Source organism: Pseudomonas sp. B16120 (assembly GCF_044218845.1).
Lineage (GTDB): Bacteria > Pseudomonadota > Gammaproteobacteria > Pseudomonadales > Pseudomonadaceae > Aquipseudomonas > Aquipseudomonas paracarnis.
In genome coordinates this window covers 1,251,028-1,276,290 of sequence record NZ_CP162588.1, presented here as the reverse complement: position 1 = coordinate 1,276,290, position 25,263 = coordinate 1,251,028, and the positions used below count along the sequence as shown (strand labels likewise).

General features: G+C 60.3%; 25 protein-coding genes and 2 pseudogenes. 13 read left to right on the top strand and 14 right to left on the bottom strand.

Translation table 11 applies throughout. The annotated features are described in order from the left end of the window. Window positions 1–364: 364 nt before the first annotated feature. The 4 genes and pseudogenes from AB4P90_RS06175 to AB4P90_RS06160 all read left to right on the top strand — a co-directional run. Window positions 365–729: pseudogene (locus AB4P90_RS06175) on the top strand (IS21 family transposase); the annotation flags it as partial. A gap of 132 nt (window positions 730–861) precedes the next feature. Continuing rightward, window positions 862–1,803, top strand: a complete 942-nt coding sequence (locus AB4P90_RS06170) for an IS110 family transposase (RefSeq protein ID WP_200645812.1) — start codon at window positions 862–864, stop codon at window positions 1,801–1,803. A gap of 166 nt (window positions 1,804–1,969) precedes the next feature. Continuing rightward, window positions 1,970–2,695 (top strand): annotated as a pseudogene (gene yejK / locus AB4P90_RS06165) (nucleoid-associated protein YejK); the annotation flags it as partial. Further along, a complete protein-coding gene (locus AB4P90_RS06160) occupies window positions 2,695–3,045 on the top strand; it encodes a glutaredoxin family protein (protein WP_014717068.1) in 351 nt (116 codons plus the stop codon). The pseudogene yejK and the gene AB4P90_RS06160, both read left to right, overlap by 1 nt. A 136-nt stretch (window positions 3,046–3,181) precedes the next feature. Here AB4P90_RS06160 and AB4P90_RS06155 read toward each other — a convergent pair whose 3' ends face one another. The 6 genes from AB4P90_RS06155 to AB4P90_RS06130 all read right to left on the bottom strand — a co-directional run bounded on the left by AB4P90_RS06155 (window position 3,182) and on the right by AB4P90_RS06130 (window position 9,337). Further along, window positions 3,182–5,422: a TonB-dependent receptor gene (locus AB4P90_RS06155; RefSeq protein ID WP_003188833.1), complete on the bottom strand. Its 2,241-nt coding sequence runs from the start codon at window positions 5,420–5,422 to the stop codon at window positions 3,182–3,184. Between the two features lie 155 nt (window positions 5,423–5,577). After that, on the bottom strand, window positions 5,578–6,555 hold the full coding sequence (locus tag AB4P90_RS06150) for a FecR family protein (RefSeq protein ID WP_395605745.1): 978 nt from the start codon (window positions 6,553–6,555) through the stop codon (window positions 5,578–5,580). Further along, window positions 6,552–7,130 carry an RNA polymerase sigma factor gene (locus AB4P90_RS06145; RefSeq protein ID WP_014717065.1) on the bottom strand — a complete coding sequence of 193 codons (579 nt, stop codon included), beginning with the start codon at window positions 7,128–7,130 and terminating at the stop codon, window positions 6,552–6,554. The genes AB4P90_RS06150 and AB4P90_RS06145 overlap by 4 nt, the downstream gene beginning before the upstream one ends. A 7-nt stretch (window positions 7,131–7,137) precedes the next feature. After that, window positions 7,138–7,464: a DUF3325 domain-containing protein gene (locus AB4P90_RS06140; RefSeq protein WP_019817655.1), complete on the bottom strand. Its 327-nt coding sequence runs from the start codon at window positions 7,462–7,464 to the stop codon at window positions 7,138–7,140. Next, window positions 7,464–9,038: a PepSY-associated TM helix domain-containing protein gene (locus tag AB4P90_RS06135; RefSeq protein WP_395605744.1), complete on the bottom strand. Its 1,575-nt coding sequence runs from the start codon at window positions 9,036–9,038 to the stop codon at window positions 7,464–7,466. The genes AB4P90_RS06140 and AB4P90_RS06135 overlap by 1 nt, the downstream gene beginning before the upstream one ends. Then, on the bottom strand, window positions 9,035–9,337 hold the full coding sequence (locus AB4P90_RS06130; protein WP_395605743.1) for a DUF3649 domain-containing protein: 303 nt from the start codon (window positions 9,335–9,337) through the stop codon (window positions 9,035–9,037). The genes AB4P90_RS06135 and AB4P90_RS06130 overlap by 4 nt, the downstream gene beginning before the upstream one ends. A 171-nt stretch (window positions 9,338–9,508) precedes the next feature. Between AB4P90_RS06130 and AB4P90_RS06125 the strand changes: the two genes are divergently transcribed. From AB4P90_RS06125 to fecA, 3 genes are all read left to right on the top strand, one after another. Further along, complete coding sequence (locus tag AB4P90_RS06125; RefSeq protein ID WP_014717061.1) at window positions 9,509–9,997, top strand: sigma-70 family RNA polymerase sigma factor; 489 nt, start codon at window positions 9,509–9,511, stop codon at window positions 9,995–9,997. Further along, complete coding sequence (locus tag AB4P90_RS06120) at window positions 9,994–10,935, top strand: FecR domain-containing protein (protein WP_032903318.1); 942 nt, start codon at window positions 9,994–9,996, stop codon at window positions 10,933–10,935. The genes AB4P90_RS06125 and AB4P90_RS06120 overlap by 4 nt, the downstream gene beginning before the upstream one ends. Window positions 10,936–11,026: 91 nt before the next feature. Next, the gene (fecA, locus tag AB4P90_RS06115; protein WP_395605742.1) at window positions 11,027–13,363 is read left to right on the top strand and encodes a TonB-dependent Fe(3+) dicitrate receptor FecA; all 2,337 of its coding nucleotides are present in this window, start codon (window positions 11,027–11,029) and stop codon (window positions 13,361–13,363) included. Between the two features lie 64 nt (window positions 13,364–13,427). Here the strand turns inward: fecA and AB4P90_RS06110 are convergent, their stop codons facing one another. Further along, on the bottom strand, window positions 13,428–14,300 hold the full coding sequence (locus AB4P90_RS06110) for a LysR family transcriptional regulator (RefSeq protein WP_130174670.1): 873 nt from the start codon (window positions 14,298–14,300) through the stop codon (window positions 13,428–13,430). Between the two features lie 104 nt (window positions 14,301–14,404). On the opposite strand from AB4P90_RS06110, the gene AB4P90_RS06105 reads away from it, so the two are divergent. Further along, window positions 14,405–15,916, top strand: a complete 1,512-nt coding sequence (locus AB4P90_RS06105; RefSeq protein ID WP_014717057.1) for an MFS transporter — start codon at window positions 14,405–14,407, stop codon at window positions 15,914–15,916. Window positions 15,917–15,972: 56 nt separating this feature from the next. Here the strand turns inward: AB4P90_RS06105 and AB4P90_RS06100 are convergent, their stop codons facing one another. Together AB4P90_RS06100 and AB4P90_RS06095 are read right to left on the bottom strand one after the other, a co-directional pair. Continuing rightward, the gene (locus tag AB4P90_RS06100) at window positions 15,973–16,383 is read right to left on the bottom strand and encodes an HPF/RaiA family ribosome-associated protein (RefSeq protein ID WP_003188815.1); all 411 of its coding nucleotides are present in this window, start codon (window positions 16,381–16,383) and stop codon (window positions 15,973–15,975) included. Window positions 16,384–16,596: 213 nt separating this feature from the next. Beyond that, the gene (locus AB4P90_RS06095) at window positions 16,597–17,544 is read right to left on the bottom strand and encodes a LysR substrate-binding domain-containing protein (RefSeq protein ID WP_014717056.1); all 948 of its coding nucleotides are present in this window, start codon (window positions 17,542–17,544) and stop codon (window positions 16,597–16,599) included. A 137-nt stretch (window positions 17,545–17,681) separates the two neighbouring features. On the opposite strand from AB4P90_RS06095, the gene AB4P90_RS06090 reads away from it, so the two are divergent. The 3 genes from AB4P90_RS06090 (at window position 17,682) to AB4P90_RS06080 (ending at window position 20,992) form a co-directional block, all read left to right on the top strand. Continuing rightward, window positions 17,682–19,058, top strand: a complete 1,377-nt coding sequence (locus AB4P90_RS06090) for an L-serine ammonia-lyase (RefSeq protein WP_019817648.1) — start codon at window positions 17,682–17,684, stop codon at window positions 19,056–19,058. Window positions 19,059–19,119: 61 nt separating this feature from the next. Then, a complete protein-coding gene (locus AB4P90_RS06085; protein ID WP_014717054.1) occupies window positions 19,120–20,409 on the top strand; it encodes a serine/threonine transporter in 1,290 nt (429 codons plus the stop codon). Between the two features lie 265 nt (window positions 20,410–20,674). After that, window positions 20,675–20,992 (top strand): DUF3509 domain-containing protein, encoded by a 318-nt coding sequence (locus AB4P90_RS06080; RefSeq protein WP_019817647.1) that lies wholly within the window; start codon window positions 20,675–20,677, stop codon window positions 20,990–20,992. On the opposite strand, the gene AB4P90_RS06075 is transcribed toward AB4P90_RS06080, so the two are convergent. The 4 genes from AB4P90_RS06075 to AB4P90_RS06060 all read right to left on the bottom strand — a co-directional run bounded on the left by AB4P90_RS06075 (window position 20,989) and on the right by AB4P90_RS06060 (window position 22,491). Continuing rightward, window positions 20,989–21,477, bottom strand: coding sequence for a phosphate-starvation-inducible protein PsiE (locus tag AB4P90_RS06075; RefSeq protein WP_014717052.1), 489 nt, complete (start codon window positions 21,475–21,477; stop codon window positions 20,989–20,991). The two genes, AB4P90_RS06080 and AB4P90_RS06075, sit on opposite strands and share 4 nt — an antisense overlap. Before the next feature lie 169 nt (window positions 21,478–21,646). Then, the gene (locus tag AB4P90_RS06070) at window positions 21,647–21,916 is read right to left on the bottom strand and encodes a type II toxin-antitoxin system RelE/ParE family toxin (protein ID WP_014717051.1); all 270 of its coding nucleotides are present in this window, start codon (window positions 21,914–21,916) and stop codon (window positions 21,647–21,649) included. Next, window positions 21,906–22,094, bottom strand: coding sequence for a hypothetical protein (locus AB4P90_RS06065; protein ID WP_014717050.1), 189 nt, complete (start codon window positions 22,092–22,094; stop codon window positions 21,906–21,908). The genes AB4P90_RS06070 and AB4P90_RS06065 overlap by 11 nt, the downstream gene beginning before the upstream one ends. A gap of 151 nt (window positions 22,095–22,245) precedes the next feature. Then, on the bottom strand, window positions 22,246–22,491 hold the full coding sequence (locus AB4P90_RS06060; RefSeq protein ID WP_014717049.1) for a DUF6124 family protein: 246 nt from the start codon (window positions 22,489–22,491) through the stop codon (window positions 22,246–22,248). Between the two features lie 420 nt (window positions 22,492–22,911). Here AB4P90_RS06060 and AB4P90_RS06055 point away from each other — a divergent pair, with 420 nt between their 5' ends. Next, complete coding sequence (locus AB4P90_RS06055) at window positions 22,912–23,172, top strand: YebG family protein (protein ID WP_003188807.1); 261 nt, start codon at window positions 22,912–22,914, stop codon at window positions 23,170–23,172. Between the two features lie 55 nt (window positions 23,173–23,227). Here the strand turns inward: AB4P90_RS06055 and AB4P90_RS06050 are convergent, their stop codons facing one another. Further along, window positions 23,228–24,247 carry a Glu/Leu/Phe/Val dehydrogenase dimerization domain-containing protein gene (locus AB4P90_RS06050; RefSeq protein WP_395605741.1) on the bottom strand — a complete coding sequence of 340 codons (1,020 nt, stop codon included), beginning with the start codon at window positions 24,245–24,247 and terminating at the stop codon, window positions 23,228–23,230. A gap of 187 nt (window positions 24,248–24,434) precedes the next feature. On the opposite strand from AB4P90_RS06050, the gene AB4P90_RS06045 reads away from it, so the two are divergent. Then, the gene (locus AB4P90_RS06045; protein WP_020301219.1) at window positions 24,435–25,238 is read left to right on the top strand and encodes a SirB1 family protein; all 804 of its coding nucleotides are present in this window, start codon (window positions 24,435–24,437) and stop codon (window positions 25,236–25,238) included. Window positions 25,239–25,263 lie beyond the last annotated feature (25 nt).

The following is a 25,263-nucleotide window of genomic DNA, read 5'->3' as shown; positions in this document are numbered from 1 at the left end:
GCTGAGGCTATGTGTCGGTGCCTGAGGGGGAAGGCACAGCGCAGGAGGGCAAATACAGGCCGAGCGCGAGGGGCAAGAGGCAGAGGTTCATTAAGCGCATGCGTACATCAGACATCGTTCTAATTCCTTTAAAACAGCCAATCATTGACGTGACTTTTGGTCAGTCTTTGCACTGAAGGTGGACGGCGTTTACGTCTTTGCTTGCAATTGGTGCGGGTTGCGCACTCTGGAAGGCTTAATTCCAGCAAAAGAACTGCTCGCTCGGATTTATATGAAAAATGTGTGCCAAGTTGTGTCGGCGCCGACAAAGAAACGTATAAAGGCCGACGATTCGCGGCGTTGTCTCTGACCGAAAACTGACCCAGCAGGGCGTCTGTATCCTTCGCGGATCGTGGTCATCGCCGACGAAATGGTGATCGCAAGTCACGAGCGCCTCTTTGATAGAGATCAGGCCAGCTTTGAGTGGTAGCATTTATTCCGCTTATCGAACGCAAGACTGGTGCACTGCGCAATGGCGCGTCATGTGCCGATCTGCCAAAACCGCTACGGCTTCTCAAGCGCGGACTGATGCGTCACACCCACGGTGATCGAATCATGATGCAGGTACTGGCTGCTGTGCCCATTCCCGGTCTCGAACCGGTGCTGGTGGCGGTGGAGCTGGTACTTGAATCGGGAAGTCTGGACTTGTCATCCGCAAGAACGCCCCTTGTAAGATTGTTTTCACCTGCTTCAGACCGTAGTGCCCTCTGATTTCGAGATCGTGAGTGAGCATGGGTCGGAGCGGGTTTCTTCCTAAACTAGTCCGAACGGTTGCCTGGGCGCAAAGCCCGATTCTGCAAGGTTGGACGTGAGGAAAACGCTATGGACCATGACTCTGCGTTCGTCGGAATTGATGTTTCCAAAAACAAGCTCGACTCATTCGTCAGCACTACTGGCCAAGTCGAACAGTTTTCCAATACTCAAGAAGATATCCAGCGTTTAGCTAAACATCTCAAGGCTCAGGAGCCGGTTTTGGTGGTGCTGGAAGCGACTGGTGGATATGAGCGGCTTGCCGCTGCCGAGCTTTGTGCTGCTGGATTACCAGTTGTTGTTGTCAATCCCCGTCAGGTTCGTGATTTCGCCAAGGCGACCGGTAGGTTGGCGAAAACCGACGCTCTGGATGCCCAGGTAATTGCGGAGTTTGCCCAGGCGGTCAAACCCGAGATTCGGGAGATGCCAGATGAACACGCTCGTGAACTGGCGGATCTACTGACTCGACGCCGCCAGCTCATCGATATGATCGTGGCGGAAGAGTCTCGACTGAAACAGGCGGTATTCAAGGCACTTCGACGGGACATCAAGGCACATATCGTCTGGCTTCAAAAGCGCCTTAAAAGCACAGACGATGACTTGCACGAAGCGATCAAAGCTTCGCCGGCTTGGAAGGCCAATTATGATTTGCTGCGCGAGGTATCGGGCGTTGGCAATGTGCTCGCACTTTCGCTGCTGGCAATGGTTCCGGAGCTGGGCAAGGTTAATCGCAAACAAGTGGCTGCATTGGTTGGTGTGGCCCCTTTTAACTGCGATAGCGGCCTCTACAAAGGACGTAGACGGATATGGGGTGGTCGAGCTGAGGTGCGAAGTGTCCTTTACATGGCTGTCTTGTCCTCGAAGAGCCATAACCCGGTGATCGAGAGGTTTTACAACCATCTACTTGCTGCAGGGAAGACGAAGAAAGTAGCGCTGGTGGCATGCATGAGAAAGTTGCTGACGATCCTGAATGCGATGGTGCGCGATCAAAAGCATTTCGCTGAAATGGCTTGAATTTCGACACGGTTGCTCACTAATGGACAAGGCGATACGAGGTTGGCTCTTCGTGAGGGCAGCTACTCAGTTGTTTCGCATATAAAAATAGGAAAAAAAATTAAATTAGGTAAGCATCTGATTTATGGACGATAAAACACATATAACAGTTATCAAAGCTCCAGATCTGATGGAGGAATCCAACCTCTCCACCGGCGGCCATGTGCTGTTTGCCCATTACCAGCAAGGCATGACCGACTACCTGGCCATCGCCCTGCTGCACCACAGCGAAGGCGTGGCGGTGACCGATGAGCTGGACGTGACGCCCTCGCGCCACCTGGACCTGGGCCAGTTGCACCTGGCGGCGCGTATCAACGTCTCTGAGTGGCAGAACAACAAGCAGTCCAAGCAGTACATCTCGTTCATCAAAGGCAAGAACGGCAAGAAGGTCTCGGAGTACTTCCGCGACTTTATCGGCTGCCAGGAAGGCGTGGATGGCCCGGGCGAAACCCGCACCCTGCTCAAGGCGTTCAGTGACTTCGTCGAAAGCGAAGACTTGCCCGACGAGTCCGCCCGCGAGAAAACCAAAACCCTGGTGGACTACGCCAGCAGCCAGGCGAAGCTCGGCGAACCCATGGGCCTGGAAGAGCTCTCGGGCCTGATCGATGAAGACCGGCCAAAAGCCTTCTACGACCACATCCGCAACAAGGATTACGGCCTGTCGCCGGAAATTCCGGCCGACAAACGCACCCTCAACCAGTTCCGCCGCTTCACCGGGCGCGCCGAGGGCCTGTCCATCAGCTTTGAAGCGCACCTGCTGGGCGACAAGATCGAGTACGACGAAGCCGCCGGCACCTTGATCATCAAGGGCCTGCCGACCCAACTGACCGACCAGCTCAAGCGCCGTAACTGATGCTGGGCGGGGTACTCAAGAAAGTCCTGCTGGTGCTGCTGGTGGTGGTTGCGATCCAGAACTGGGGCAAGGTGGAGCGGCTGTTCAACCCGTCCCAGGTGGCGCCCGAGCACGTACGCGCCTCGGCGCGGGTGGTGCTCTATGCCACCGAGTGGTGTGGGTACTGCAAGCAGATCCGGCGTTTTCTCGACCAGAAGGGTATCCCGTACCGGGCCGTCGATATCGAGCAGGACGCCCAGGCGCGCAAGGCGTATGAGGCGCTGGGCGGTGGCGGGATTCCGTTTGTGGACGTAAATGGGACCTTGATTCGCGACTACAACCCTGAAGCGATCATGGCCGCCCTGAAGTAACACCCAATCAAATGTGGGAGCTGGCTTGCCTGCGATGGCGGTGTAACAGGTTCAATACCTGTGACTGACACACCGCTATCGCAGGCAAGCCAGCTCCCACACAAGTCAGCTCTGCACATTGGGCTTGCGGGTGGGTTTAGAAGTTGGCTTCCAGCGACACCATCGCCGTGCGCTCCTCACCCACGTTGTAATACGCCGTGCTCGCCCCCAACCCGTTCACCGGCGCCGAGTTGAACGCCACCGTACGCGCCGAGCTCAAGTACTCCTTGTCGAACACGTTGAGCATCGAAAACCGCAGTGCCGCCGACTTGATGACCTTCTTATCCACCGGCAAATAAATACCCGCATTCAGGTCAAACACCGTACGGCCTTCGATCTTCTCCTTGTTGGTCAAATCGCCATAGAAACTGCCGACATATTTGCCTGCAATGTTGCCGTAGAACCGCGAATCGTCATACCCGAACACCAGGTTGAACATGTTTTCCGGCACGTTGGCCAATTGCTTGCCCGAGGTTGGTAGCAGCACGTTCTTGCTGAGCAGATCGTCCTTCTGCTCAGACTGGGTGTAGGTATAGGACGCGTAGTAATTGAAGTTGTGCGGCAACAGGCCGCTCCATTCCAGCTCCAGGCCTTTGTTATCGACAGTGCCGACGTTGAGCACCATGTAGTCACCGCTGGCGTCGGTGGTCGAGACCTGGCGATCCTTGAAGCTGATGTAGAACAGGGTCGCACTCAAGGCCATATCGTCTTCGGTGTAGCGCCAGCCCAGTTCCTGGTTCCAGCTCAACTCGGACTTGAGGCTGACGGAGTCGCCCTTGTTGTACAGCACGTAGTTGGGCGGCGTGCGCATATTGCGGGTGACGTTGTAGAACGCCTGGTTGCTTTCATCGACCTGGTACTTGGCGCTGAAGTTGGGCAGGAACTGGTGGTAGCGGGTGTTACGCTTCTCCGGTGTGTCGTACAGGCTGCCGAGGTTGTTGCCGTCACGCTCGACATATTGGTAGGCCACGCCGCCAACAAAACTCAGGTCCGGTGTGGCTTGCCAGTTGTCCTGTACCCAGAGCTTCTGCGCGGGAGTGACGGTGTAGTAGTGGCGGCCCTGGACCGTAGCGCCGTTTTTGTCGACCACCTGGCCGCCGCTGTTGTAGTCGCCCCACACATCGTCGGGGGCACCTTCGTTGTTAATGCCGATAAAGGGCTGGGTCTGGCGCTGGCGTGCGCGTTCGTACCAGTAGCCATAGTCCAGGCTGTGTTCTTCGTTGATGTCCCACTTCATTTTCGCCGTGAAGCCAGGGCGCCAGGTTTCGGTCCACGAAGGGCGGTAATAGTTGGCCGATTGCAGGTTACTCAGGTCGTAGTTGCCGGCCTTGTCGGACTTTGGCCCCAGGTTGGAAGCCGTCTGGCCGCTGAAGCTGCCACCGTTGGCCCAGTAGTAATACGGCGTGAGCGTCAGCGACAAATTGTCCTGCAGTTGCCAGCGCTGGGTCAGCGTGGCGTTGACGCTTTCGAACGGGTTGCGGTTTAGCTTGTAGGACGCCGACAGCAAACCAGCCTTGTACACCGGGCTTTGCGCGTAATCCTTACGCCGTCCTTCGGTGTCGAACTGCGCCTTGCTAAGGCTGTTGTAGTTGTAGTTTTCCTGCTTGTTGTACTTGATCGTGGCCAATGTGGAGTTGCCGTTATCCCCTTCGAACAGGCTGCTCCACTCGATCTTGTCGCTGCGCAGAGTGCCCTTGCCGCGCCATTTGTCACCTTCCAGGTGGGATGCCGACACCCAGGTTTTCAGGCCCCCCACATCCCCGGTGTTCGCTCGCACGAAGGTCTTGCGCAGGGCGTTGGCACCGACGATCTGTTTGGCGAAAACCCCGGCGTCCTTGGTCGGGCGAATGGTGATCATGCCAATGTTGCCGCCGCTGGAGCCGATGTGCGGGCCGTCCGCCTCGGAGGAACCTTGGGTGGCGAACACTTCGGCCAGGTTTTCCGGGTCGCCCAACTGGTTGGAGTACACACTGTAGTTGCCCGAATCGTTGATCGGCACGCCGTCCACCGAGACGCCGACCTGGTCGGAACTCATGCCCCGCATGGTAAAACTGGTGCCACTGGTGCCGCTGGCGTCATCACTGGAAACGTTGATGCCCGGCGTGTACTTGAGCTTGTCGATGGCGTTGGCGGTGGCCGACATTTCGTCCATGGCTTGCTTGGTCACCGTCGAGCGTGCCTTGGCACTTTCTTCGAGAATCATGTGACCGCTGCCAAGGGTTTGCTTGCCGGCGATGTTCACCGAGCCTACATCCTGGGCATCATTGGCCAAAACCAGCGGCGCAAAGCCGCCCAGGCCCGATGCGAGGAGCAGGGCATAAAGAGTGTTGTGGTTCACGTGTAGATCCCTTACTGACATTGTTGTGTTGTATGGGGCAGATGCGAGCTTCCTGACCACTTGTTCAGGAACCCAGGGATGATCCACGGCACGTGTAACCGTTTGGTGACAGGTTGTGGCGATTGCGATGAAGGTTCGATGAAGGCGCTGCGGGCCTAGCGCACCACAATCATTCGGCCCAACAAGGTGTGCTGTTCAAAGCCCAACACCGCTTGCAAGGCGTTCAAGACCGCTACGGGGTCCTGGCTCGGAAAGCTGCCGCTGACGCGTTTGGCGGCCATGTTTTCGTTAAGCAGAAGAATTCGGCCGGGGTAATAACGCCTCAGGTCCTGGACCACATCGGCCAGGGGTGCCCTGTAGTAGTTGAGCCAACCTTCGCGCCAAGCCAGGCGTGAGGCGCTGTCGACCCCATGCAAAGGGTCGGCAATACCATCGGCATAGGCCACTTGCTGGCCCGCTGTCAGCACCTGTTGCTGGCCCTGTTTCGAGGGCGTCACACCCACACGGCCGGACAGCACGGTGACCTCGGCGCCGTCAGGTTGCAGGCGCACTTCAAACTGCGTTCCCAGTACTCGCGTTTCACCGCCGTTCGCCTCCACCACGAAGGGTTGGCCGGTGTGGGTCACACTGAAAAAACCTGCACCACGGCGCAATTGGATGTGCCGTTCGCCCTGGCTGAAATCTACAGAGATGGCGCTGTCGGCGTCGAGGGTGACCTTGGATTGATCGGCCAGGGTGAAGGTCTTTACCTCACCCGGCGCCGTCACATAATCGGCGCCCCACTCATCGACCCAGCGTGACGGCTGCCAACCGGCGCCCATCGACACCATCAGCAGCAGGCAGGCGGCGACGGCCAAGGCACCAGACCAACGCGCTACCCGGGAGCGTTTGGAGGCGTTGATCGTATTGAGGTAGCGCTGCAAGGCGAGCGCGTCCTCATCGGCCAGTTGGCGCGCCGGTACTTCGCTTAATTCCCAGAGCACCTGGGCTTGGGAGTAGGCCTCGACGTGTGCGGGATCTGCACGTAACCAGCGGCTGAACGTGGCCTGGTCGCCGCTGCTGGGCTGGTCATGCAGCAGGCACAACCAATCGAGTGCGGCCTGTTCCTGGGCGGGCGTGGGCGTGAGGTTCACGGGGCTTTCCCTGGCATGCGTGGAGGCGGTGGTTCGCGAAGGCTGGCCTTGCAGGCTTCGAGGGCGCGCATCATATGTTTTTCCACGGCGCTTTGGGACAGGCCCATGGCCTTGGCGATTTCGGCGTACTTGCGGCCGTGGATGCGGTTAAGCAGGAAAATCTGGCGGGTGCGCTCGGGCAAGCTGCGCAAGGCGGCTTCCACATGGCGCAGATCATTGCCCGCCTCCAACGCTGCCTGGGGTTCGCAGCCTTGGTGGTCAGATTGTTCCGGCAGCCAGCCTTCGCTGCTGCGTGCTCGCGCGCCTTCGCTGCGCAGGTGGTCGATGGCGATGTTGCCGGCGCAGCGCAGCAGGTAGGTGCTCAATTCTTCGACCTGCACCAGCGGGCGACGCCAGAAGCGCAGGAACAAATCCTGCACCAGGTCGGCTGCCGTGGCGCGGCAACCCACACGGCGGCTGACCAACGCCTCCATTTGCGAGCGCTGGGACAAAAACACCTGCAGGAAATGCGCGCGTCCCCCCGCTGCATCCGCGTGCGGAGTGTCCTGAGGAGATTGCGGTCGATGGCTCCTCATGGCCGGCTCAAGAGAGAGCGAACGCCGCAACAGGGCTGGCCAACAGGGCGAGCCCCGCCAGGATCAAGGCCAGCCTTGGCCGATACGGCAACAGCAACACCAGCAGCAAGGCGCTGAGCATCAACACCGCGCACCACTCCACCAGGCCCTGACTCCAACCGGCGCCCAGCACCGAGGGCCAGATCGACACGCCCAGCAACAACCAACCGCCCACCCGCAACCCCAGGCGCCGAATGGCTGTGGGTTTGCTGTGCAGCAATTCGCCGTGGTGACGGTCGGTGGACAAGCACAGTGCCATGAACCCGGCGTAGCACATCAATAGCGCTAGAAGCATCAGTTGGCCTGCTGCTTGAGTGTTAACCCGCGGGCACGCTCAGCCTTGGGTAGCGGCGCGCTGCGGTGGTGCATCTTCCAGGCTGCCCAGGCGAGGAACGCGCCACTGGCCAGGCAGGTGAGGTCGAAGCCGGCCATCGCCCAGTCGCCGCTTGGCACAGAGACACCCAAGTGATGCGAGGTGGTGATGGCGTTGAGCAATGGAATGGCGGCAAACAACAGCGCGCCGAAGCTCAGTTGCTCGACCCAGCCCTGGCGACCGCGCCGCAGCAAGGCGTGCAACAGGCTCAGGGCCCAGGCGATAAAGAACGCCTGCACTTCCCAGTCGGAACGCGCGGTGAAGCTCACCGGCAGCAGGCGGTTAGCCCAGAAAAACGCCGCGATGGCGATCATCAAGCCAGACATGCTGGCAATATTCAGCACTTCTACCAACCGCAGTTCAAAGGGCATCACCGAGGCCTTGGCATGCTTGAGCTGGCGCTTGCCCAGCCAGATCACCAAGCCTGTGCCGATCATCGCCGTGCCCGCCAAGCCGCAGATAAAGTACAGCCAGCGCAGCACCGGGCCGGCGAAATGGCCCATGTGCAAACCGTAGAAACTGCCACCGATGGCCGTCGCCAATGACGGCTCGGCACTGCCTCGCAACAGCTCGCCGGTGGTGCCGTTGAACGACAACGTACTGCCGGAGGCATGCACCACGCTGTCGGAGCCAGCGCGCGACACGTTGACCGACGCGTTGACATCGCCGGGGTTGTTGACCGCCACACGCCCCACATGCCCGCCCGCCCACTGTTCCCGCGCCTGCTGGTACATCGGCATCAACGGCAGCAGTTTGCCCGGCTGGCCGAGGGCCGGCGCATTGTCGGTAGCGGGGAACAGCTCACTGAAAAACGCCCGGCTGTCGTCGCCGTAGGACGCCACGATGGGCGCAGGCATGACCATGCTCATGAAAATCACCAGGCTGCTGTAGGTGATCATCAGGTGAAACGGCAGCACCAACACACCCACCGCGTTGTGCCCGTCCAGCCAGGAGCGCTGGCCTTTGCGCGGGCGGAAGGTGAAGAAGTCCTTGAAGATTTTCTTGTGGGTGATGATGCCGGTGATCAGCGCGACGAACATCACCATGGCGGCGATGGTCGACAGCCAGCGGCCCCACGGGTAAGGCATTTGCAGTTGGAAGTGGAAACGATAGAAGAACTCGCCGTCCTTGCTGTCGCGGACCTGCACCGGTTGGCCGGTGACGGGGTCGAGGACTTTCTGGATGAAGGTACCGCGCTTGCCGGGTTCGAGCTTGTCTTGCCACATCACCGACAAACCGGGGTCGCGGCGGTTCGGCAAGGTAATGAACCAGCGTGCGGCGGTAGGCGCCTGCTGTTGCAGGTAGTTTTGTGCGACGGCGAGGCTGCGCCCATCGTCCAGGGGATGGGCCTGCACTTCGGGCTGCATCCAGTGGGTTATTTCATCTTTGAAATAGGCCAGGGTGCCGGTCAGGAAAATCGCGAACAGCAGCCAGCCGAAGATCAAGCCTGCCCAGGTGTGCAGCCAGGCCATGGCCTGGCGAAAGCCCTCTTTCATGTGCGAGCCATCCAGAAACCGATGCCGGCCAGGGAGGCCAAGAGTGCGCTCGGCACCATCACCCCTGCCCAGGCGCGCCATGCCGTGCGGCAGGCAAAACACCAGAGCACCGCCAGCAGGTAGAACACAAAGGAACTCATCATGCCGGTGACCACCGCATCGGCACGGGAGGTGGGCAGCCAGAGCGCCAGGCAGATGGCGGCCAGGGAGGCCATCAGATAACCGCCAATCACCGCCGCCAGCACGCGCGAGGTGACGGCGAGGCGGTAGGAAACGGGCAATGAGGTTTTGCTTTTCATGCGGCAGGCGCCTGGTTCATCAGCGCGCAATATTAATGATAAATATTCTCATAAGCAAAAGAGAACGGATGAATCACCTGCCTTGGCCGATTGCCGAACCTTGTCACGCCCCCTACAATGCGAACAATTCTTGTTCTCTAAAGCATGTCGAATGCTTGCGGAGTGATCGCGTTGCAGCCGTCCAACCCCGTCGAAGTGTTGTACAACGACCATCACCACTGGCTCACCGGCTGGTTGCGACGCAAGCTCGGCTGCCCGGAAAACGCCGCCGACCTGGCTCAGGACACCTTTATCCGCGTGCTCAGTGCCCGGGAAGCGCCAACGCTGATCGAGCCGCGCGCCTTCCTCACCACCGTGGCCAAGCGCGTGCTGTTCAACTTCTACCGCCGCCAGGACCTGGAGCGCGCCTACCTCGAGGCCTTGGCGCAGATGCCCGAACACGTGGCACCGTCGGAAGAAGACCGCGCAATCATCCTGCAAACCCTGCTGGAACTGGACCAACTGCTCGACGGCTTGCCCAAGCAGGTCAAACGCGCTTTCCTGCTGGCCCAACTCGACGGCCTGACCTACGCGCAAATCGGCGCGCAACTGGGCATCTCCATCGCCACCGTCAAACGCCACCTGACCAAAGCGGCCATGCGCTGCTACTTCGCCCTATGAACGTCTCCAGCCAAGTCGCCGAACAAGCCGTGCACTGGTTGCTGGAAATGCAGCAAGGCACGCTCAACCCACGCCAGCAGGCGGCCTGGCAGCAATGGTTGAATGCCCACAGCGAACACCAACGCGCGTGGGAGCAGATCCAGAGCGTCAACCAACGCCTGCGCGGCGTGCCCTCCCCCCTGGCCCACGCGGCGTTGAACGCGCCTACCTCCCGCAGCCGGCGTCAGGCGCTTAAATTACTGTTGATTGTGGGTGCCGGTTCGGCCGCCGCCTGGAGCCTGCGCCAGCAACATATCCTGCCGCCGCTGACGGCTGACTATCGCAGCCCGGTGGGCCAGCGCCGCACAGTACAACTGGCCGACGGCAGCCAGTTGCAGCTCAACACCGGCAGCGCGGTGGATGTGCATTTCGACGGCCAACAGCGCCTGGTGCGCTTGCTTGAAGGTGAAATCCTGCTCACCGCCCGTGCAGGCCAGACGCCGTTGCACGTGCTGACCGGCCAGGGCCTGCTCAGCAGCCAGGCTGCGCGCTTGACTGTGCGCCAGTTCAACGACCACACCCAACTGGCGGTACTGGCCGGCCAGGTCGAGGTGATGCCCAACCGCTACAACGGCTTGGCGCTGAGGGTCGATGCCGCGCACCAGGTCAATTTCACCCGCAAAGGCTGGGACACCCCACGCCCCACCGACGCCAACAGCGGCGCCTGGGCCGACGGCATGCTGGTGGCCGCACACATGCGCCTCGAAGACTTCCTCAATGAACTGGGACGCTACCGTCGCGGCCAGCTCCAGTGCGATCCACACGTCGCCAACCTGCTGCTGTCCGGCAGCTACCCGCTGGACGACAGCGAACGCATCCTCGACCTACTGGAAATCAGCCTGCCGGTGAAAGTGCGGCGCTTTACGCGTTATTGGGTGACCGTGCAGGCACGGGTCTGAATTTATTTTACTTTTGTGTGAGCCGTTTTCCGCACCTGGCGTGACAGAGAAGGAAAGCCACCTTGATCCTTCCTTCTCAGGACCGCCCTTCATGCCCCAGCACCCGACGCTTCTCGCCCGTACACTGCGCCAACTCCTGCTCGGTGCCAGCCTCAGCCTGACCACACTGCCGGCGGTGATGGCAGCCGACGCCAAGGCGTACCACATCGCACCTACTACCCTGGAAGCGGCCCTGAATCAATTCGGTCGCGAAGCCGGCGTGTTGGTGTCCTTCGGTTCCGCCGTGACGGCCGGGATGCAAAGCCCTGGGTTGTCGGGCAGCTACAGCGCTGCCGAGGGCTTGCAAAAACTACTGGAAGGCACCGGCCTGCAAGCCCGCGCCGAGGGTGACAACGCTTACAGCCTGCAACCGGCTGGCGCCCCTGCGACCCTTGAGCTGCAGACCTCCAACGTGGTCGGCGACTGGCTCGGTGACGCGGCGCAAACCAATGTGTTCGAGCACCCCGGCGCCCGTGATGTGATCCGCCGCGAAGAATTCGAACGCCAGGGCGCCACTCAGGCTCGCGATGTGCTCAACCGTATCCCTGGCGTCAACGCCCCGGACAACAACGGCACCGGTAGCCACGACATGGCGCTGAACTTCGGCATTCGCGGGCTCAACCCGCGCCTGGCGTCGCGCTCCACCGTGCTGATGGATGGCATCCCGGTGCCCTTCGCGCCTTACGGCCAGCCGCAACTCTCCTTTGCGCCGATCAGCATGGGCAATATGGACGCGGTGGACGTGGTACGCGGCGGCGGTGCGGTGCGCTATGGCCCGCAAAACGTCGGTGGCATCGTCAACTTCGTCACCCGTGCCATCCCGGATGCGCCCACGGTCAAGGGCGGCTTGCAGACCGAGACCAGCCCCTCCTCCAGCCACGACGGCTTCAAGACCACCGGCAACTTGCTGGCCGGCGGCACTGCCGACAATGGCTTGGGGGGTGCGCTGCTGTACTCCGGCACCCGCGGCGGCGACTGGCGCGAAAACAGCAACACGCGCATCGATGACCTGATCCTCAAGGGCAAATACCAACTGGACGACGCCAACAGCTTCAACGCCATGGCACAGTACTACGAAGGCCAGGCCGACATGCCCGGTGGTTTGAACGTCAAGGACTACAAGGCCGACCCGTATCAGTCCACTCGGCCCTACGACAAGTTCTGGGGCCGCCGCACGATGTTCAACGTCGGCTACCGCTACGAGCAGGACCGCCGCGAATTCACGGTCAACAGTTTCTTCACCAAGACCCTGCGCAGCGGTTACCTGGACCAGGGCAGTTTCCTGTCGCTGTCGCCACGCGAATACTGGGTACGCGGCCTGGAAACCCGTTTCGCCCAAAGCTTCGACCTTGGCCCCACCAGCCACGAAGTGGGCGTCGGCTACCGCTACATCAATGAAGCCGGTCACGAGTTGCGCTACCGCACGCCGATTGCCGCCAACCAGCAAATCCCCACCACCAACAGTCGCAACGACCGCGACACCCGTGGCGGCACCGAGGCCAACGCGTTCTTTATCGACGACCGCATTGATATCGGCAAGTGGACCATCACTCCGGGCGTACGCTACGAGATGATCGAGTCCCAGCAGACCAACAACCTGAGCAACGTCAAATACAAGGGCGACTACAACACCGCACTGCCGGCGCTGAACGTGCTCTATCACCTCACCGATGACTGGAATCTCTACGCCAACACCGAAGGCTCGTTCGGCAGCGTGCAGTACAGCCAGATGCCCAACCGCGTGAACAGCGGCGAAGTGAAACCGGAAAAAGCCCGCACGTGGGAACTCGGCACGCGCTATGACAACGGCAATCTGCGTGCAGAAATCGGCGCGTTCCTGATTAACTTCGACAACCAGTACGACAGCAACCAGACCAACGACACGGTGATCGCCCGCGGTGAAACCCGTCACCAGGGCATCGAGTCGAGCTTCAACTATGCGCTCGACGGCCTTAGCCCGGCGCTGGCCGGTTTCGATGTGTACGCCACTTACGCCTATGTGGACGCGACCATCCGCGAAGACGGCCCGAACAAAGGCAACCGCGTGCCCTTCTCGTCCAAGCACAAAGGCACCCTGGGCGTGGGTTACACCGAAGGCCCGTGGAAGCTGAATGTGGACAGCAGCTACCAGAGCAGCCAGTTCGCCGACAACGCCAACACCCAGGCCGAAAGCGCCGACGGTGCCAATGGCCGCATCCCCGGCTACATGCTGTTCAGCAGCCGCGCAGCCTATGACTTCGGCCCGCAGTTGTCGGATCTGAATGTGGCGGTGGGGGTGAAGAACATCTTCAACAAGCAGTACTACACCCGCTCGTTCGACGACAACAACAAGGGCAAGTACGTGGGTGAGCCGCGCACGGTGTATGTGCAAACCTCTATCGCGTTCTGACTGCAACCTGCAGACTGCAACACCTCCCACAGTTGATTGTCGGTGTGTTTAGGATTGAATGGGGCTAGCTACCCGCCAGGCAACTCGGGGTGGCGGCCACCAACGCGTCAATGGCACACCGCGTCTTGGCCGGCATATGCGCCGCCGTCGGCCAGATCACATGGATCGGCGCAGGTTGCTCACGGTAGCTGGGCAGCACGGCCTGCAACTGCCCGCGCAGCGCATAGTGGGCAATCAACCAACTCGGCAACCAGGCCAGACCTACGCCCGCGATAGCGGCATCGGCTACCGCCTGGAGGTCGTCCACGATCAAGGGCGAAGCCAGGCGCGAGCGCTGCGCGGTGTTGCTGCGGTAGGCAATGCCACGATGAGCGGCCAGGTCTTCGATACTGCCAATAGCACCCTTGCGCTGCAAATACCCCGGTGACGCCGCCAGCCCCATGGCCTGCTGACCCAAGCGGCGGGCACTCAGGCGGTCGGTGTCCGGCAACGGGCCGATGCGCACGGCCATATCGAAGCCTTCCTGCACCAAGTCGATCATGCGGTCGGAAAAACAAATGTCGATTTCCAGTTCCGGATAACGATCCAGCAAAGCCCATAACGCCGGCGCGGCATAGTGATGACCAAACGCCAGGGGCACGCTCACTCGCAAACGCCCGCGGGGTTGCTGACGGCCGCTTTCCAGCACGGACTCTGCCGCTTCCAGCTCCGCCAATGCGCGCAAGCAATGCTCGTAGTACGCCTGGCCATCCTCAGTCAACCGCTGGCGCCGGGTGGAACGCTGTAACAGGCAAGTACCCAAACGCGCTTCCAGACGCGCCAGGCCCTTGCCCACCGCTGAACGCGTGAGGTTCAGGCGCTCGGCGGCTTCGGTGAGGTTGCCGCTTTCAACAATCTGCAGAAAGAGTTCGACACCATCAAAACGTGGGGTAGCCATGCTTAATTGTCGCCTTGTATTCCCTTGTCCAAGGAAAAGTTATCGCCAATAAAGAACCTGATTCCCGAGAGAATAGCCCCTCCCGCTTTCGAAAGGAATGTCGTATGTCCCGCGCCGCCGCACTCTCGGCCCTCACTCCCCCGCGCACCGCCAGGAACGGCCTGGCCCTCACCGCCGTCTGCCTGGTGGCCCTGATGTTCGGCCTGGAAATCTCCAGCGTGCCGGTCATCCTGCCGACGCTGGAACAGGAACTGGGCACGGGCTTTCAAGACGCCCAATGGATCATGAATGCCTACACCCTGGCCTGCACCAGCGTGCTGATGGCGGCGGGGACCCTGGCGGATCGCTTCGGTCGTCGGCGTGTGCTGGTGGTGTGTCTGTGGGTATTCGCCCTGGCCTCACTGGCCTGTGGCTTGGCCAACGATGCGCCGACACTGATCGCGGCGCGGTTCGTCCAGGGCATTGGGGCCGGGGCCATGATGATTTGCCAGTTCGCGATCTTGTCCCATCAGTTCCGCGAACCGGCAACGCGTGCGCGGGCCTTTGCGATATGGGGCGTGATCGCTGGCGTGGGCCTGGGTTTCGGACCGATGGTGGGAGCCTTGATCCTGGCCGTGGCGGACTGGCGCTGGGTGTTCCTGGTGCATGTACCGCTGACCCTGTTCACCTTGGCGTTGTTGCACATCAGCGTGCAGGAATCCCGCGACCCGGCCAACCATCGCCTCGACATCGCCGGCATGCTGACCATGACACTCACGGTGTTTGCGCTGGTTTATTTCATCACCCAGGGCAGCGAAATCGGCTTTGGCGCGCCGGCGATGCTCGGCTGGGCCGGCCTGGCGGTCTTCGGGCTGCTGCTGTTTATCTTGATTGAGCGGCGCAGCGCCCATCCGATGTTCGACTTCTCGGTGTTCCGCATCCAACGCTTCAATGGCGCGTTGATGGGCTCGATCGGCATGAACTTCAGCTTCTGGCCGTTCATGATTTACCTGCCGTTGTACTTCCAGGCAGGCCTGGGTTACGACACGCTGACCACCGGCGCCGCCTTGCTCGCCTACACCTTGCCCACTTTGCTGGTGCCGCCGCTGGCCGAACGCCTGGCCCTGCGCTTTGGCGCCGAACGCATCATTCCCTTGGGCCTGGGGACAATGGGCGCAGGGTTCATGGGGATGGCCGCCGTTAATTACGCCGGACAACCCAGCACCGCGCTGGTGCTGCTCAGTTGCGTGATCGCCGGTATCGGGCTGGCGTTGACCAATTCGCCGACCACCAACACCACCACCGGCTCCGTCTCGAATGACCGCGCAGGCATGGCCTCGGGCATCGACTTCAGCGCACGGCTGATCACCCTCGCGCTCAATATCGCGCTGATGGGCCTGGTGCTGTTGTTGGGGATCAGCCACAACCTGGCCCACGTGCTGCCTGACAGCACAACACTGGAGTGGACAAGACTCAGCCAGCATATTGCCGCCGGCAAGCTGGATGCGCCGGGGCTGACCGTTCAGGATGCGCAAACAGCGCTGCGCAGCGGCGCCGGCTGGGCCATGTTGTTTGCGGGGTTGGGCGCCTGCGGGCTGGCGATGCTGAGCCGGCATTTCTTCCGGCGTGAGCGCTGAACGAAAAACGGGCCTGCATGTGCAGGCCCGTTTTCAGTGGGGGAATAAAAAAACAATCAGCCGTTAATAGCAGCGTTTTCGTTTTCCAGGAATTCCTCTTCCAAAGCGTCTTCGTTCACTTTGTTGATTGGCTGGTTTTTACCGGCAGCGCGCGGCTTGCCTTGCAGTTTGCCAAACAGATGTTCCAGTGCGTGGTCGAGCTTGACTGCGGCGCCATCGATCGCTTGCTCCAGCGTATCGGCTTTATGGCACACGGAAACTGGTTGATGGCCCTTTGGCCGTGCTTCCAGACGGCAACTCAAATCGTGAGGGCCGGGCTTGTCGCCGTTCTCGTCTCGCAGGTAGACCTCTACACGGGTCAGGTCTTCTTCGTAGCGTTCGAGCGTGCTCTCAATGGTAGTACGTACCCACTCCTCCAGTCGGATGCTGCTTTCAATATGGTTATCGCTATTGACTTGGATTTGCATAGTTCTTCCCTTATTTCAGCTAGCTCGCCAGAGGTCACAAACTGCAACACCGGGGTGGTGAAACCATGACCTCTTGATTACACAATTGAGCACCTGCTGAAACATTTCAACCCCTTTGCAAAGATAAATCCTACATTACAAATTAACCCTGACGACGAGCAAAAACGCTGGTAGGGTGGGGAGTTAGTTACAACTTCTTACGTCCTGTTTTCCTCACAATTGCTCCTCTCCCAACGGGTGCAAGCTGCGAAAAATCCCCGCTTCCTCCACCAGCCAATCATGCACCGCACGCACGCCCGGATGGTTCAACGCGCCCGGCGCATACAGCAGTACATAGCGTTTATGGTTGGGCACCGCCAGGCCGAACGGCACGATCAGGGTGCCGCGCTCCAGCTCATCGTTCAGCAAGGTGCGCCGCGCAATCGCTACGCCCATGCCGGCAATGGCGGCTTCGATGGTCAGGTGGTTGCGGTTGAAGGTGTGCCCGCGCCGTACGTCGGCACCGTGGTAGCCGATGGCATTGAGGTAAAACTCCCACTCGGCATATTCATAACTCCCACGCCAGGCCGTGATGTCGTGCAGCAGCGGGAAATGCGCCAGATCCGCCGGGCCATGCAAGGGCGGGCGGCCACGCAACAGGCTGGGGGCGCACACCGGGAATATCTGTTCATCCAACAGGGCTGTGGATAACAAGCCAGGGTAGCTGCCGTCGTTCAGGTCGATGGCCAGGTCGAAGTCGCCTTCATGCAGGGCGATGCTGCTGTCTTCGGCGACCATGCGCAGTTGAATGTCCGGAAAACGCTGCTGAAAACGTGGCAGACGCGGGGTCAGCCACTTGCCCAGAAACGAGGGGATCGAACGCAGGCGCAAGGTGCCGCTGATCATCCCGGCGTCCAGGCGCTGCAGTTCGGCATCAATGCTGCCATAAGCCTCCCCCACCACGGCCGCCAGGCGCTGCCCCTCGGCGCTGAGTTCAACGCCTCGCGCACGCCGATGAAACAGTCGAAAGCCCAGGCGCTCCTCCAGTTGGCGAATTTGCTGGCTCACCGCTCCGGGCGTGATGTGCAGTTCTTCGGCGCAGCGGGTGAACGACAGATGCCGTGCGGCGCAGGAAAACACATGCAACCAGACATAGGTCTGGCCGTGGAGGGGGCGAGTCATAGTGTTTAGTCCTGCTAAAGGGTGTCTTAGGATAATTCGTTGGTCAGTGCCGAGCCAGAGGCTCAGTATCGCGCCAATTCCGCCTGCTCTACAAAACATGGCAGCGATTTCTACTCCATTGCTTGTAAGGCTTTAGCATGGCTATCAGTGTTTTCGATCTATTCAAGGTGGGCATCGGCCCATCCAGTTCCCACACCGTCGGCCCGATGCGCGCTGCCGCGACGTTCGCCCAAGCCCTGACCGACCAGCATGTGCTCAGCCAAACCCGTCGCGTCGAAGTGCGCCTGTATGGCTCGCTGTCCGCTACCGGTGTCGGCCATGCCACCGACCGCGCCTGTGTCATGGGCTTGATGGGTGAATGGCCAGACCGCGTCGACCCCACCTCGATCAATGCGCGTATCCAGCAACTGCGCGAGTCCGGCCAATTGCTGCTGGCGGGCTCTCAGGCAATTGCTTTCAACTGGCACACCGACTTGCTGCTGCTGGACGAAAGCCTGCCGTACCACCCCAACGCCATGTCCTTGCACGCCTATGGCGACAGCGGCCTGCTGAGCGAACAAACCTATTACTCGGTGGGCGGTGGTTTCATCATCGAAGCCGCCGAAGCTGCATCAGGCATTGCGCCCACCAGCGATGTGCAATTGCCCTATGATTTTTCCAGTGCGGTGGAACTGCTGGCCTTGTGCAACAAGCACGGCCTGCGGGTATCCGAACTGATGATGGCCAACGAACGGGCGTGGCGCAGCGACGAAGAAATCCGCAGCGGCCTGCTGCATATCTGGTCGGTGATGCGCGAGTGCGTGGAACAGGGCCTGCGCGATGAAGGCATCCTGCCCGGTGGCCTGGATGTACCCCGTCGCGCCGCGAAGCTGCACCGCAGCCTGTTGGAAATCGGCAAGCCCAACGTGATCACCTCGACCTTGTCGGCGATGGAATGGGTCAACCTGTTCGCCCTCGCCGTCAACGAAGAAAACGCCGCCGGCGGACGCATGGTCACCGCCCCGACCAACGGCGCGGCCGGAATTATCCCGGCAGTGCTGCATTACTACATGAAATTCAACGCCGACGCGTCTGACGACGACGTGGTCAATTTCTTCCTGGCCGCCGCTGCCGTCGGCATCCTCTGCAAGAAAAACGCTTCCATCTCCGGCGCCGAAGTCGGCTGCCAGGGCGAAGTGGGTTCGGCCTGTGCCATGGCGGCTGCCGGCCTGGCCGATATCCTCGGTGCCACCCCGGAGCAACTGGAAAACGCCGCCGAAATCGGCCTGGAACACAACCTCGGCCTGACCTGCGACCCGGTCGGTGGCCTGGTACAGGTGCCCTGCATCGAGCGCAATGCCATTGCGGCGGTCAAGGCGATCAACGCCACGCAGATGGCCCTGCGCGGCGACGGCAAACACTTCATCTCCCTCGACCGGGTCATCCGCACCATGCGCGATACCGGCGCCGATATGCATGACAAATACAAAGAAACTTCACGGGGCGGCCTGGCGGTCAGCTGGGTGGAGTGCTGATCGGAGCACTGCTACCCGCCCCAACGTGAGCCCGCGCAAAAATAATAACGAGGCAATACCGATGACTGATGTACGTACACCTGCTGCCGAAAATCCCGATGTCAGAGAAAGCACAGTAACCACCGGCTGGACCAAACACGATACCACCTGGATGCTCGGCCTCTATGGCACCGCCATCGGCGCGGGCACCCTGTTCCTGCCAATCAATGCCGGCGTCGGCGGCTTCTGGCCGCTGATCGTGCTGGCATTGCTGGCATTTCCGATGACCTTCTTCGCCCACCGTGGGCTGACGCGCTTTGTGCTGTCGGGCAAATCCGGCGACATCACCGAAGTGGTCGAGGAACACTTTGGTGTCGGCGCCGGCAAGCTGATCACCCTGCTGTATTTCTTTGCGATCTTCCCGATCCTGCTGGTGTACAGCGTGGCGCTGACCAACACCCTCGGCAGTTTCATGGAGCACCAATTGCACATGGCGCCCCCGCCCCGGGCGATTCTGTCGCTGGTGCTGATCCTCGGCCTGATGGCCATCGTGCGTTGCGGCCAGGGCGTGATCGTCAAGGCCATGAGCGTGCTGGTGTACCCCTTCGTGGCCGCCTTGCTGCTGCTGGCGTTCAGCCTGATTCCCAACTGGAACGGCGCGTTCTTCGCCTCGGCCAGCGAAGGCATGCCGTTGCCGCTGTTCTTCAAGACGTTGTGGCTGGCGATCCCGGTAATGGTGTTCTCGTTCAACCATTCGCCGATCATCTCCGCCTTTGCCGTGGACCAGAAGCGCGTCTACGGCGCCCAGGCCGAGCGCAAAAGCAGCGGCATCCTGGCCACCGCCCACGGCATGATGGTGCTGACCGTGATGTTCTTCTGCTTCAGCTGCGTGCTGGCGCTGTCACCGGCTGACCTGGCCGCTGCCAAGGCGCAGAACATCTCGATCCTGTCGTACCTGGCCAACCACTTCCAGACGCCGGTGATTGCCTACGCCGCACCGTTGATCGCGCTGGTGGCGATCACCAAATCCTTCCTGGGCCACTACATTGGTGCCAGCGAAGGCTTCCAAGGCTTGATCGTCAAATCCCTGCGCGGGCGCAACCGTTCGATGTCGGCGAAATGGCTGGAACGCTGCACCGCGTTGTTCATGGTGCTGACGTGCTGGGCCGTGGCCACCTTCAACCCGAGCATCCTGGGCATGATCGAAACCATGGGCGGACCGATCATCGCGTGCCTGCTGTTCCTGATGCCGATGTACGCGATTCGCCGCGTGCCATCTTTGCGCCAGTATTCAGGTCAGGTATCGAATGTGTTTGTGGTGGTCATCGGCCTGATTGCGCTGTCTGCGATCGTTTTTTCCGTAATGCCCTGAATTAGCTCACGACATACATCCAATGTGGGAGCGGGCTTGCCCGCGATAGCGATCATTCAGCCAACTATTGATTGGCTGATACACCGCAATCGCAGGCAAGCCCGCTCCCACATTTGGATTTCTGTGCCGGGTAAATCGCTGTACGGCACGGCCTTTGCTGTAGAGCTTTTGAGGAAAACGGAATTTGGCCAGTGGTCAGGCAATGCGAACTAATCCCGACACCGGCCGTCAATGACTGCATGTTCTTATCAGGCGGTAACGCACCATGGACAATCCTTTTCAGATCATCACCGACACGTTCAGCCCCCAATACCGCGTCAACCTGAGCATTCAACGGCTGGACGGCAGCATCATGCTCACCCTCTCGAACGAGACCGGCGTAGTGGCCAAGCGCATGATCAGCGCCGAACAACGCAACGACCCGCAACGCCTCAAGCGCCTGGTGCAAAGCATCCAGTTCGGCATCGCCATCGAACAAGGCCATAGCGCTGTAGAAATCCTGGAGCTGATGACGGACGGCGACAGCCACAAACTCCTGCAGCGACCGCCCGCCCGCACCATGCCCTTCAGCGTGGGGCTTTAAAGCTCGCCTTTCTCGGTCTCAAGGCTCGCTTCGCCCTTGCGACGCGGGCTTTCGACCTTCACCGAAGGGAAGGCCGACGACGCGTAGCGCACCACCAGGATCGCAAACGCCAACAGCAGAATCCCGCCGCACAGGTAGATGATGCCCAGATCCGGCGGGTTGTGATGAGACACGTTGGAGATCAGCAAACGCGTGAGCGCGGTAATCGCCACGTAGATCAGGAAGCGCACCGGCATGTGGTTGGTCTTGAAGTAAATCCCGACCATGGCACCCAATTCCAGGTAGATGAACAGCAGCAAGATGTCATCGATCTTGATGTGCCCATTCTCCAGCATCCCCAAGAACTCCATCACCGCCGCCCATGCGGTCACCGCACCAATGGCGAACAGCGCCAGGTAATGGAACGACTCGACAAACAGATTGCCCAGGGACTCGGCTAGCCCGTGCACTTGCTGGCGCAGCCTTTCGGCCCAGTTGATTTTCACGATGATGCTTCCTTAGGTCGATTCGACCGGATAATGCCGGTTGGACGTGACGGTTGTTCTGTATGCAGAAACAAGGCCAGAGGGCAGGCATGAGATGATGACTGGCTAGCATGAGGCACGCAGGAGGATGAGCAGAGTAGATCTTTTGCTCATCCGAAAAACGAAAACTTCAAGGATATCGCTGGCGTGCGTGTAAAACCGAGAGAATCCGAATATTGTCTGTCACTTTGTATACAACCAGATAATTCGGATGTACCACCATCTCTCGTGTTCCGCCGATTCTGCCGGGGCGGTAAAGATGGGGTCTGCGCGAGAGGGCAAGCACTGAAGCTTCGATTGATCGCTTAAGCTCAAGCGCTGCTACAGGATTACGATGACTGAGGTACTCAATAATTTGCCGGAGTTCTACCCGCGCTGCGGGCAGCCATTCAATCAGCATCGCCTTTCTTGAGTTTAGATTCGATCAGCGCTTGCATCTCGGCCATCACCTCGTCGTGAGGAATGCCAGGGCTTGGGTCATCAAGAGCGGCCTGCACTCTCGCGCGAAACCAGCGGTCGTAGCTGTCAGCCTGCTCTTCGATATCTGCTTGGATACCTGAGGAAAAGGAAGTGTCCATAAAAGCCTCCGTTGTTGATGTAAAAGGAGTCTAGTCGCTAGCGTTTTCGCTGTCGTGCTCCCGGCGATGAAGTGAGTAACAGAAAAAATCCGTGTTCACCAATCACTTTTTAGACCGTCCCCACAGGCGTGGGAACGATCAGATCATGGCATCAAGCTGGTGCAATTTGCTCCAGCGCTCGATCGACTAGCAGACCGCCCATTTCAATCAGTTGATGAATCGCCAGGACCAAGCTTCGCTGTGGACCATCAAGGTCGAATGCCAGGGTACTGGCCATCTCACGGGCGCTGTTCAAGGTTTCGCTGGCGTTTGCCAGCAAGGTTTCTGTATCAGCTTCAGGAGTGACACTGAAAAGCACTGACTCGGTAGACGGGGGGGTGGGTGTGTGTTTCTTCATCGACTAGTTCCTTAGTTAAGAAACCATCACCGTCTGCCGCCAAGCAGATTGGGTGACGGATTGCACAAGGTTGGCGGACCGGTAAGGAACAACCCGGCACCCCGAAGGGTCCATGCGCAACCCGCCATAAAAACAAGAGTGCCGTGTAAAAACCCAGCAATCTCATAGGGGGTCGTTGCGCTTCCTTGGTGGGCCGCCAAGCCCGCTCGCTGCAAATGCAGCGCCCGAAGAAGGTAAGCCACCGGACAATTCCAGCGCAACCCCGGCAAGTTGTCAGAAATTTCCGGTGTAGCAAACCCCAATTTCCCAACTACATTAAAAACCTACTACCCAAACCCCAGCGTTTGGCTTATCCTTTTCGCTGTATATAAATACAGTAGTCGCAAAAGACAACTATCGTGAAGGCATGTGAGGTGGTGAATGGCCGTCGAAGTGGTATACCGCAGCAGCCGAGATCTGGAGCGTTTGTTCATGGATAAAGCCGAAGCTGACCGTCATGACAAGATGCTTGAACTCGCTGAGTTGCTGGCAGAGGTGTTGCAAAAAGCCGTGCCGTCGTTGAGCGAGCAGCAGGTGGAGGAAGCCGGGATTTACATGGCGAAGAACCGTGATGTATTTGCCAAGGCGTTCAAGAGCCAACCGGACGCGCTGTCCGAGTTGCTGAACCCGGCAGCAGAGTAAAGCCCGAATTGAACAGGCCCTGAATCATGGATTCAGGGCCTTTTTAATGCCTGGCCTATTTGTACAGCAAGCGTTCGGCCAGTTCATCGGCCACCCGCGCGGGGGAGCGTTTTTCGGCTTGGGCGTGGGCAAAGATTTCGGTCAGGCGGCTGCCGATGTTCGACAGGTGTGCGGTGATGCCAGGCAGGTCGGTGCCGGCGTGTTTGAGGGCGACGTAGATCAGCCCGCCAGAGTTGATCACGTAGTCTGGCGCGTAGAGGATGCCGCGGCCTTCCAATTGGTCGGCGATGTCCAGGTTGGTCAGTTGTGCGCTGGCCGCACCCGCCACGGCGGCGCAACGCAACTGGCCGACGCTGTTACGGTTGAACACGGCGCCGACGCCGCACGGTGCGAGGATATCGCAGGGGGTGCTGAGCAAGGCGTCGTTGGCAATCGGGTGGGCGCCCAGTTGCTCCATGGCCAGTTGCACCTTGCCGTGGTCGATATCGCTGACCAGCAGTTCGGCACCGGCGGCGTGCAATTGTTCGGCCAGGGCATAACCGACATTCCCCAGGCCTTGCACCGCGACGCGCAGGCCCTCGAGGTTGTCGCTGCCCAGGCGCGCCATGGCGGTAGTGCGGATACCGGCAAACACCCCCATGGCAGCATGAGGGGCAGGGTCTCCGGCGGCGGTGGTGCTGGTGACAAAGCGGGTGTTCTGGGCGATGCAGTCCATGTCGGCGACCGAGGTGCCGCTGTCGATCGAGGTGATGAAGCGGCCATCGAGTTTTTCCACACAACGGCCAAACGCCTCGAACAGCGCCGCACGGCTTTCCACGTGCACGGGGCGGATGATCACCGCCGTGCCGCCGCCCACCGGCAGCCCGGCCAGTGCCGCTTTGTAGCTCATGCCTTGCGCCAGGCGCGCGGCATCGGCCACGGCGGTTTCATCATTAGGGTAAGCCAGGTAACGACAGCCACCCAACGCTGGGCCCAGGCGACTGTTGTGGATGGCGATGATCGCCTCCAAGCCGGTCACCGGATCAACGCTCAGGTGCAGCGATTCAAGGCGGGTGCTGTGCATGAGCGCAAACATCAATGAGCTCCCGAATCACTTCTGGTAGTGGGCCAAGTATAGGCTTGCGGCAGAAAACTGCTGGATTGCGCTGGAATAAGCCGCGCGTTTTCGTGGGATCTACGACATAAGAGTTTGGGATATCTCTCAAGATGCTGGACGAAAATTCGCAGCAAGGCTAAAACGGGGGCATACGCCGGAGAACTCAATGAATCCCCGCACAGCCTTTTTCGCCTGTCTGGACCGTTCCCCCCCTGCGCTGTTTGAAGCCGCGTTGTGGATTGCTGCCGAGCATGACGCCAGCGTGCAGCCCGCGTTGATCCTGCACGACCTTGGTGCGCTACAACAACAGGTGAGCCTGGGCATGCCCTTGCTACCGGCGGATGAACTCGGCCAGCCGCTACTGCGGCGCATGAATGACCTGGGGTTTGCCCAGGATGACCACACGCCGTTGCGCCCCGCCGCCGCGCTGCTGGACAAAGTGCTGCAACGCAAACGCGGGCAACCCTTGGCCATGGGCCTGATCGCCCTGGAGATGGCACGGCGCCTGGATATCCCCATGGTCGGCGTGAACTTCCCTGGGCACTTCCTGCTGCGGGTACCGGGAGCCGATCACCTGTTGGACCCTTGCGGCGGCCGGCGCCTGTACCCCAACGACTGTCGCGAGTTGCTGGCGCGCCAATATGGGTCGAAGCTGAAATTGCAGGCCGACCACCTGCTGACCGCCGAGCCACGGGCCATCCTGCAACGGCTGTCGCGCAACCTGCGCCAACTCTACCTTGCCAACGACGAGCCACTGGCCGCCCTGGTGGACGCCGAGCGCGTACTGGAACTGGGCAACGCCAGCGCCTCCGACTACCTGGCGCGGGCCAGCCTGTATCAACGCCTGGACTGCCCCAGCGCCGAACGCTTCGACCTGGAACACGCGCTGCTGCTCAGCGATGACCCGATCCAGCGCTTGCGCCTGACCGAGCGGCTGGGGCATCTGCCGCCCAACTCAGTGGTGCACTGACCCCACTGTAGGAGCGAGCTTGCTC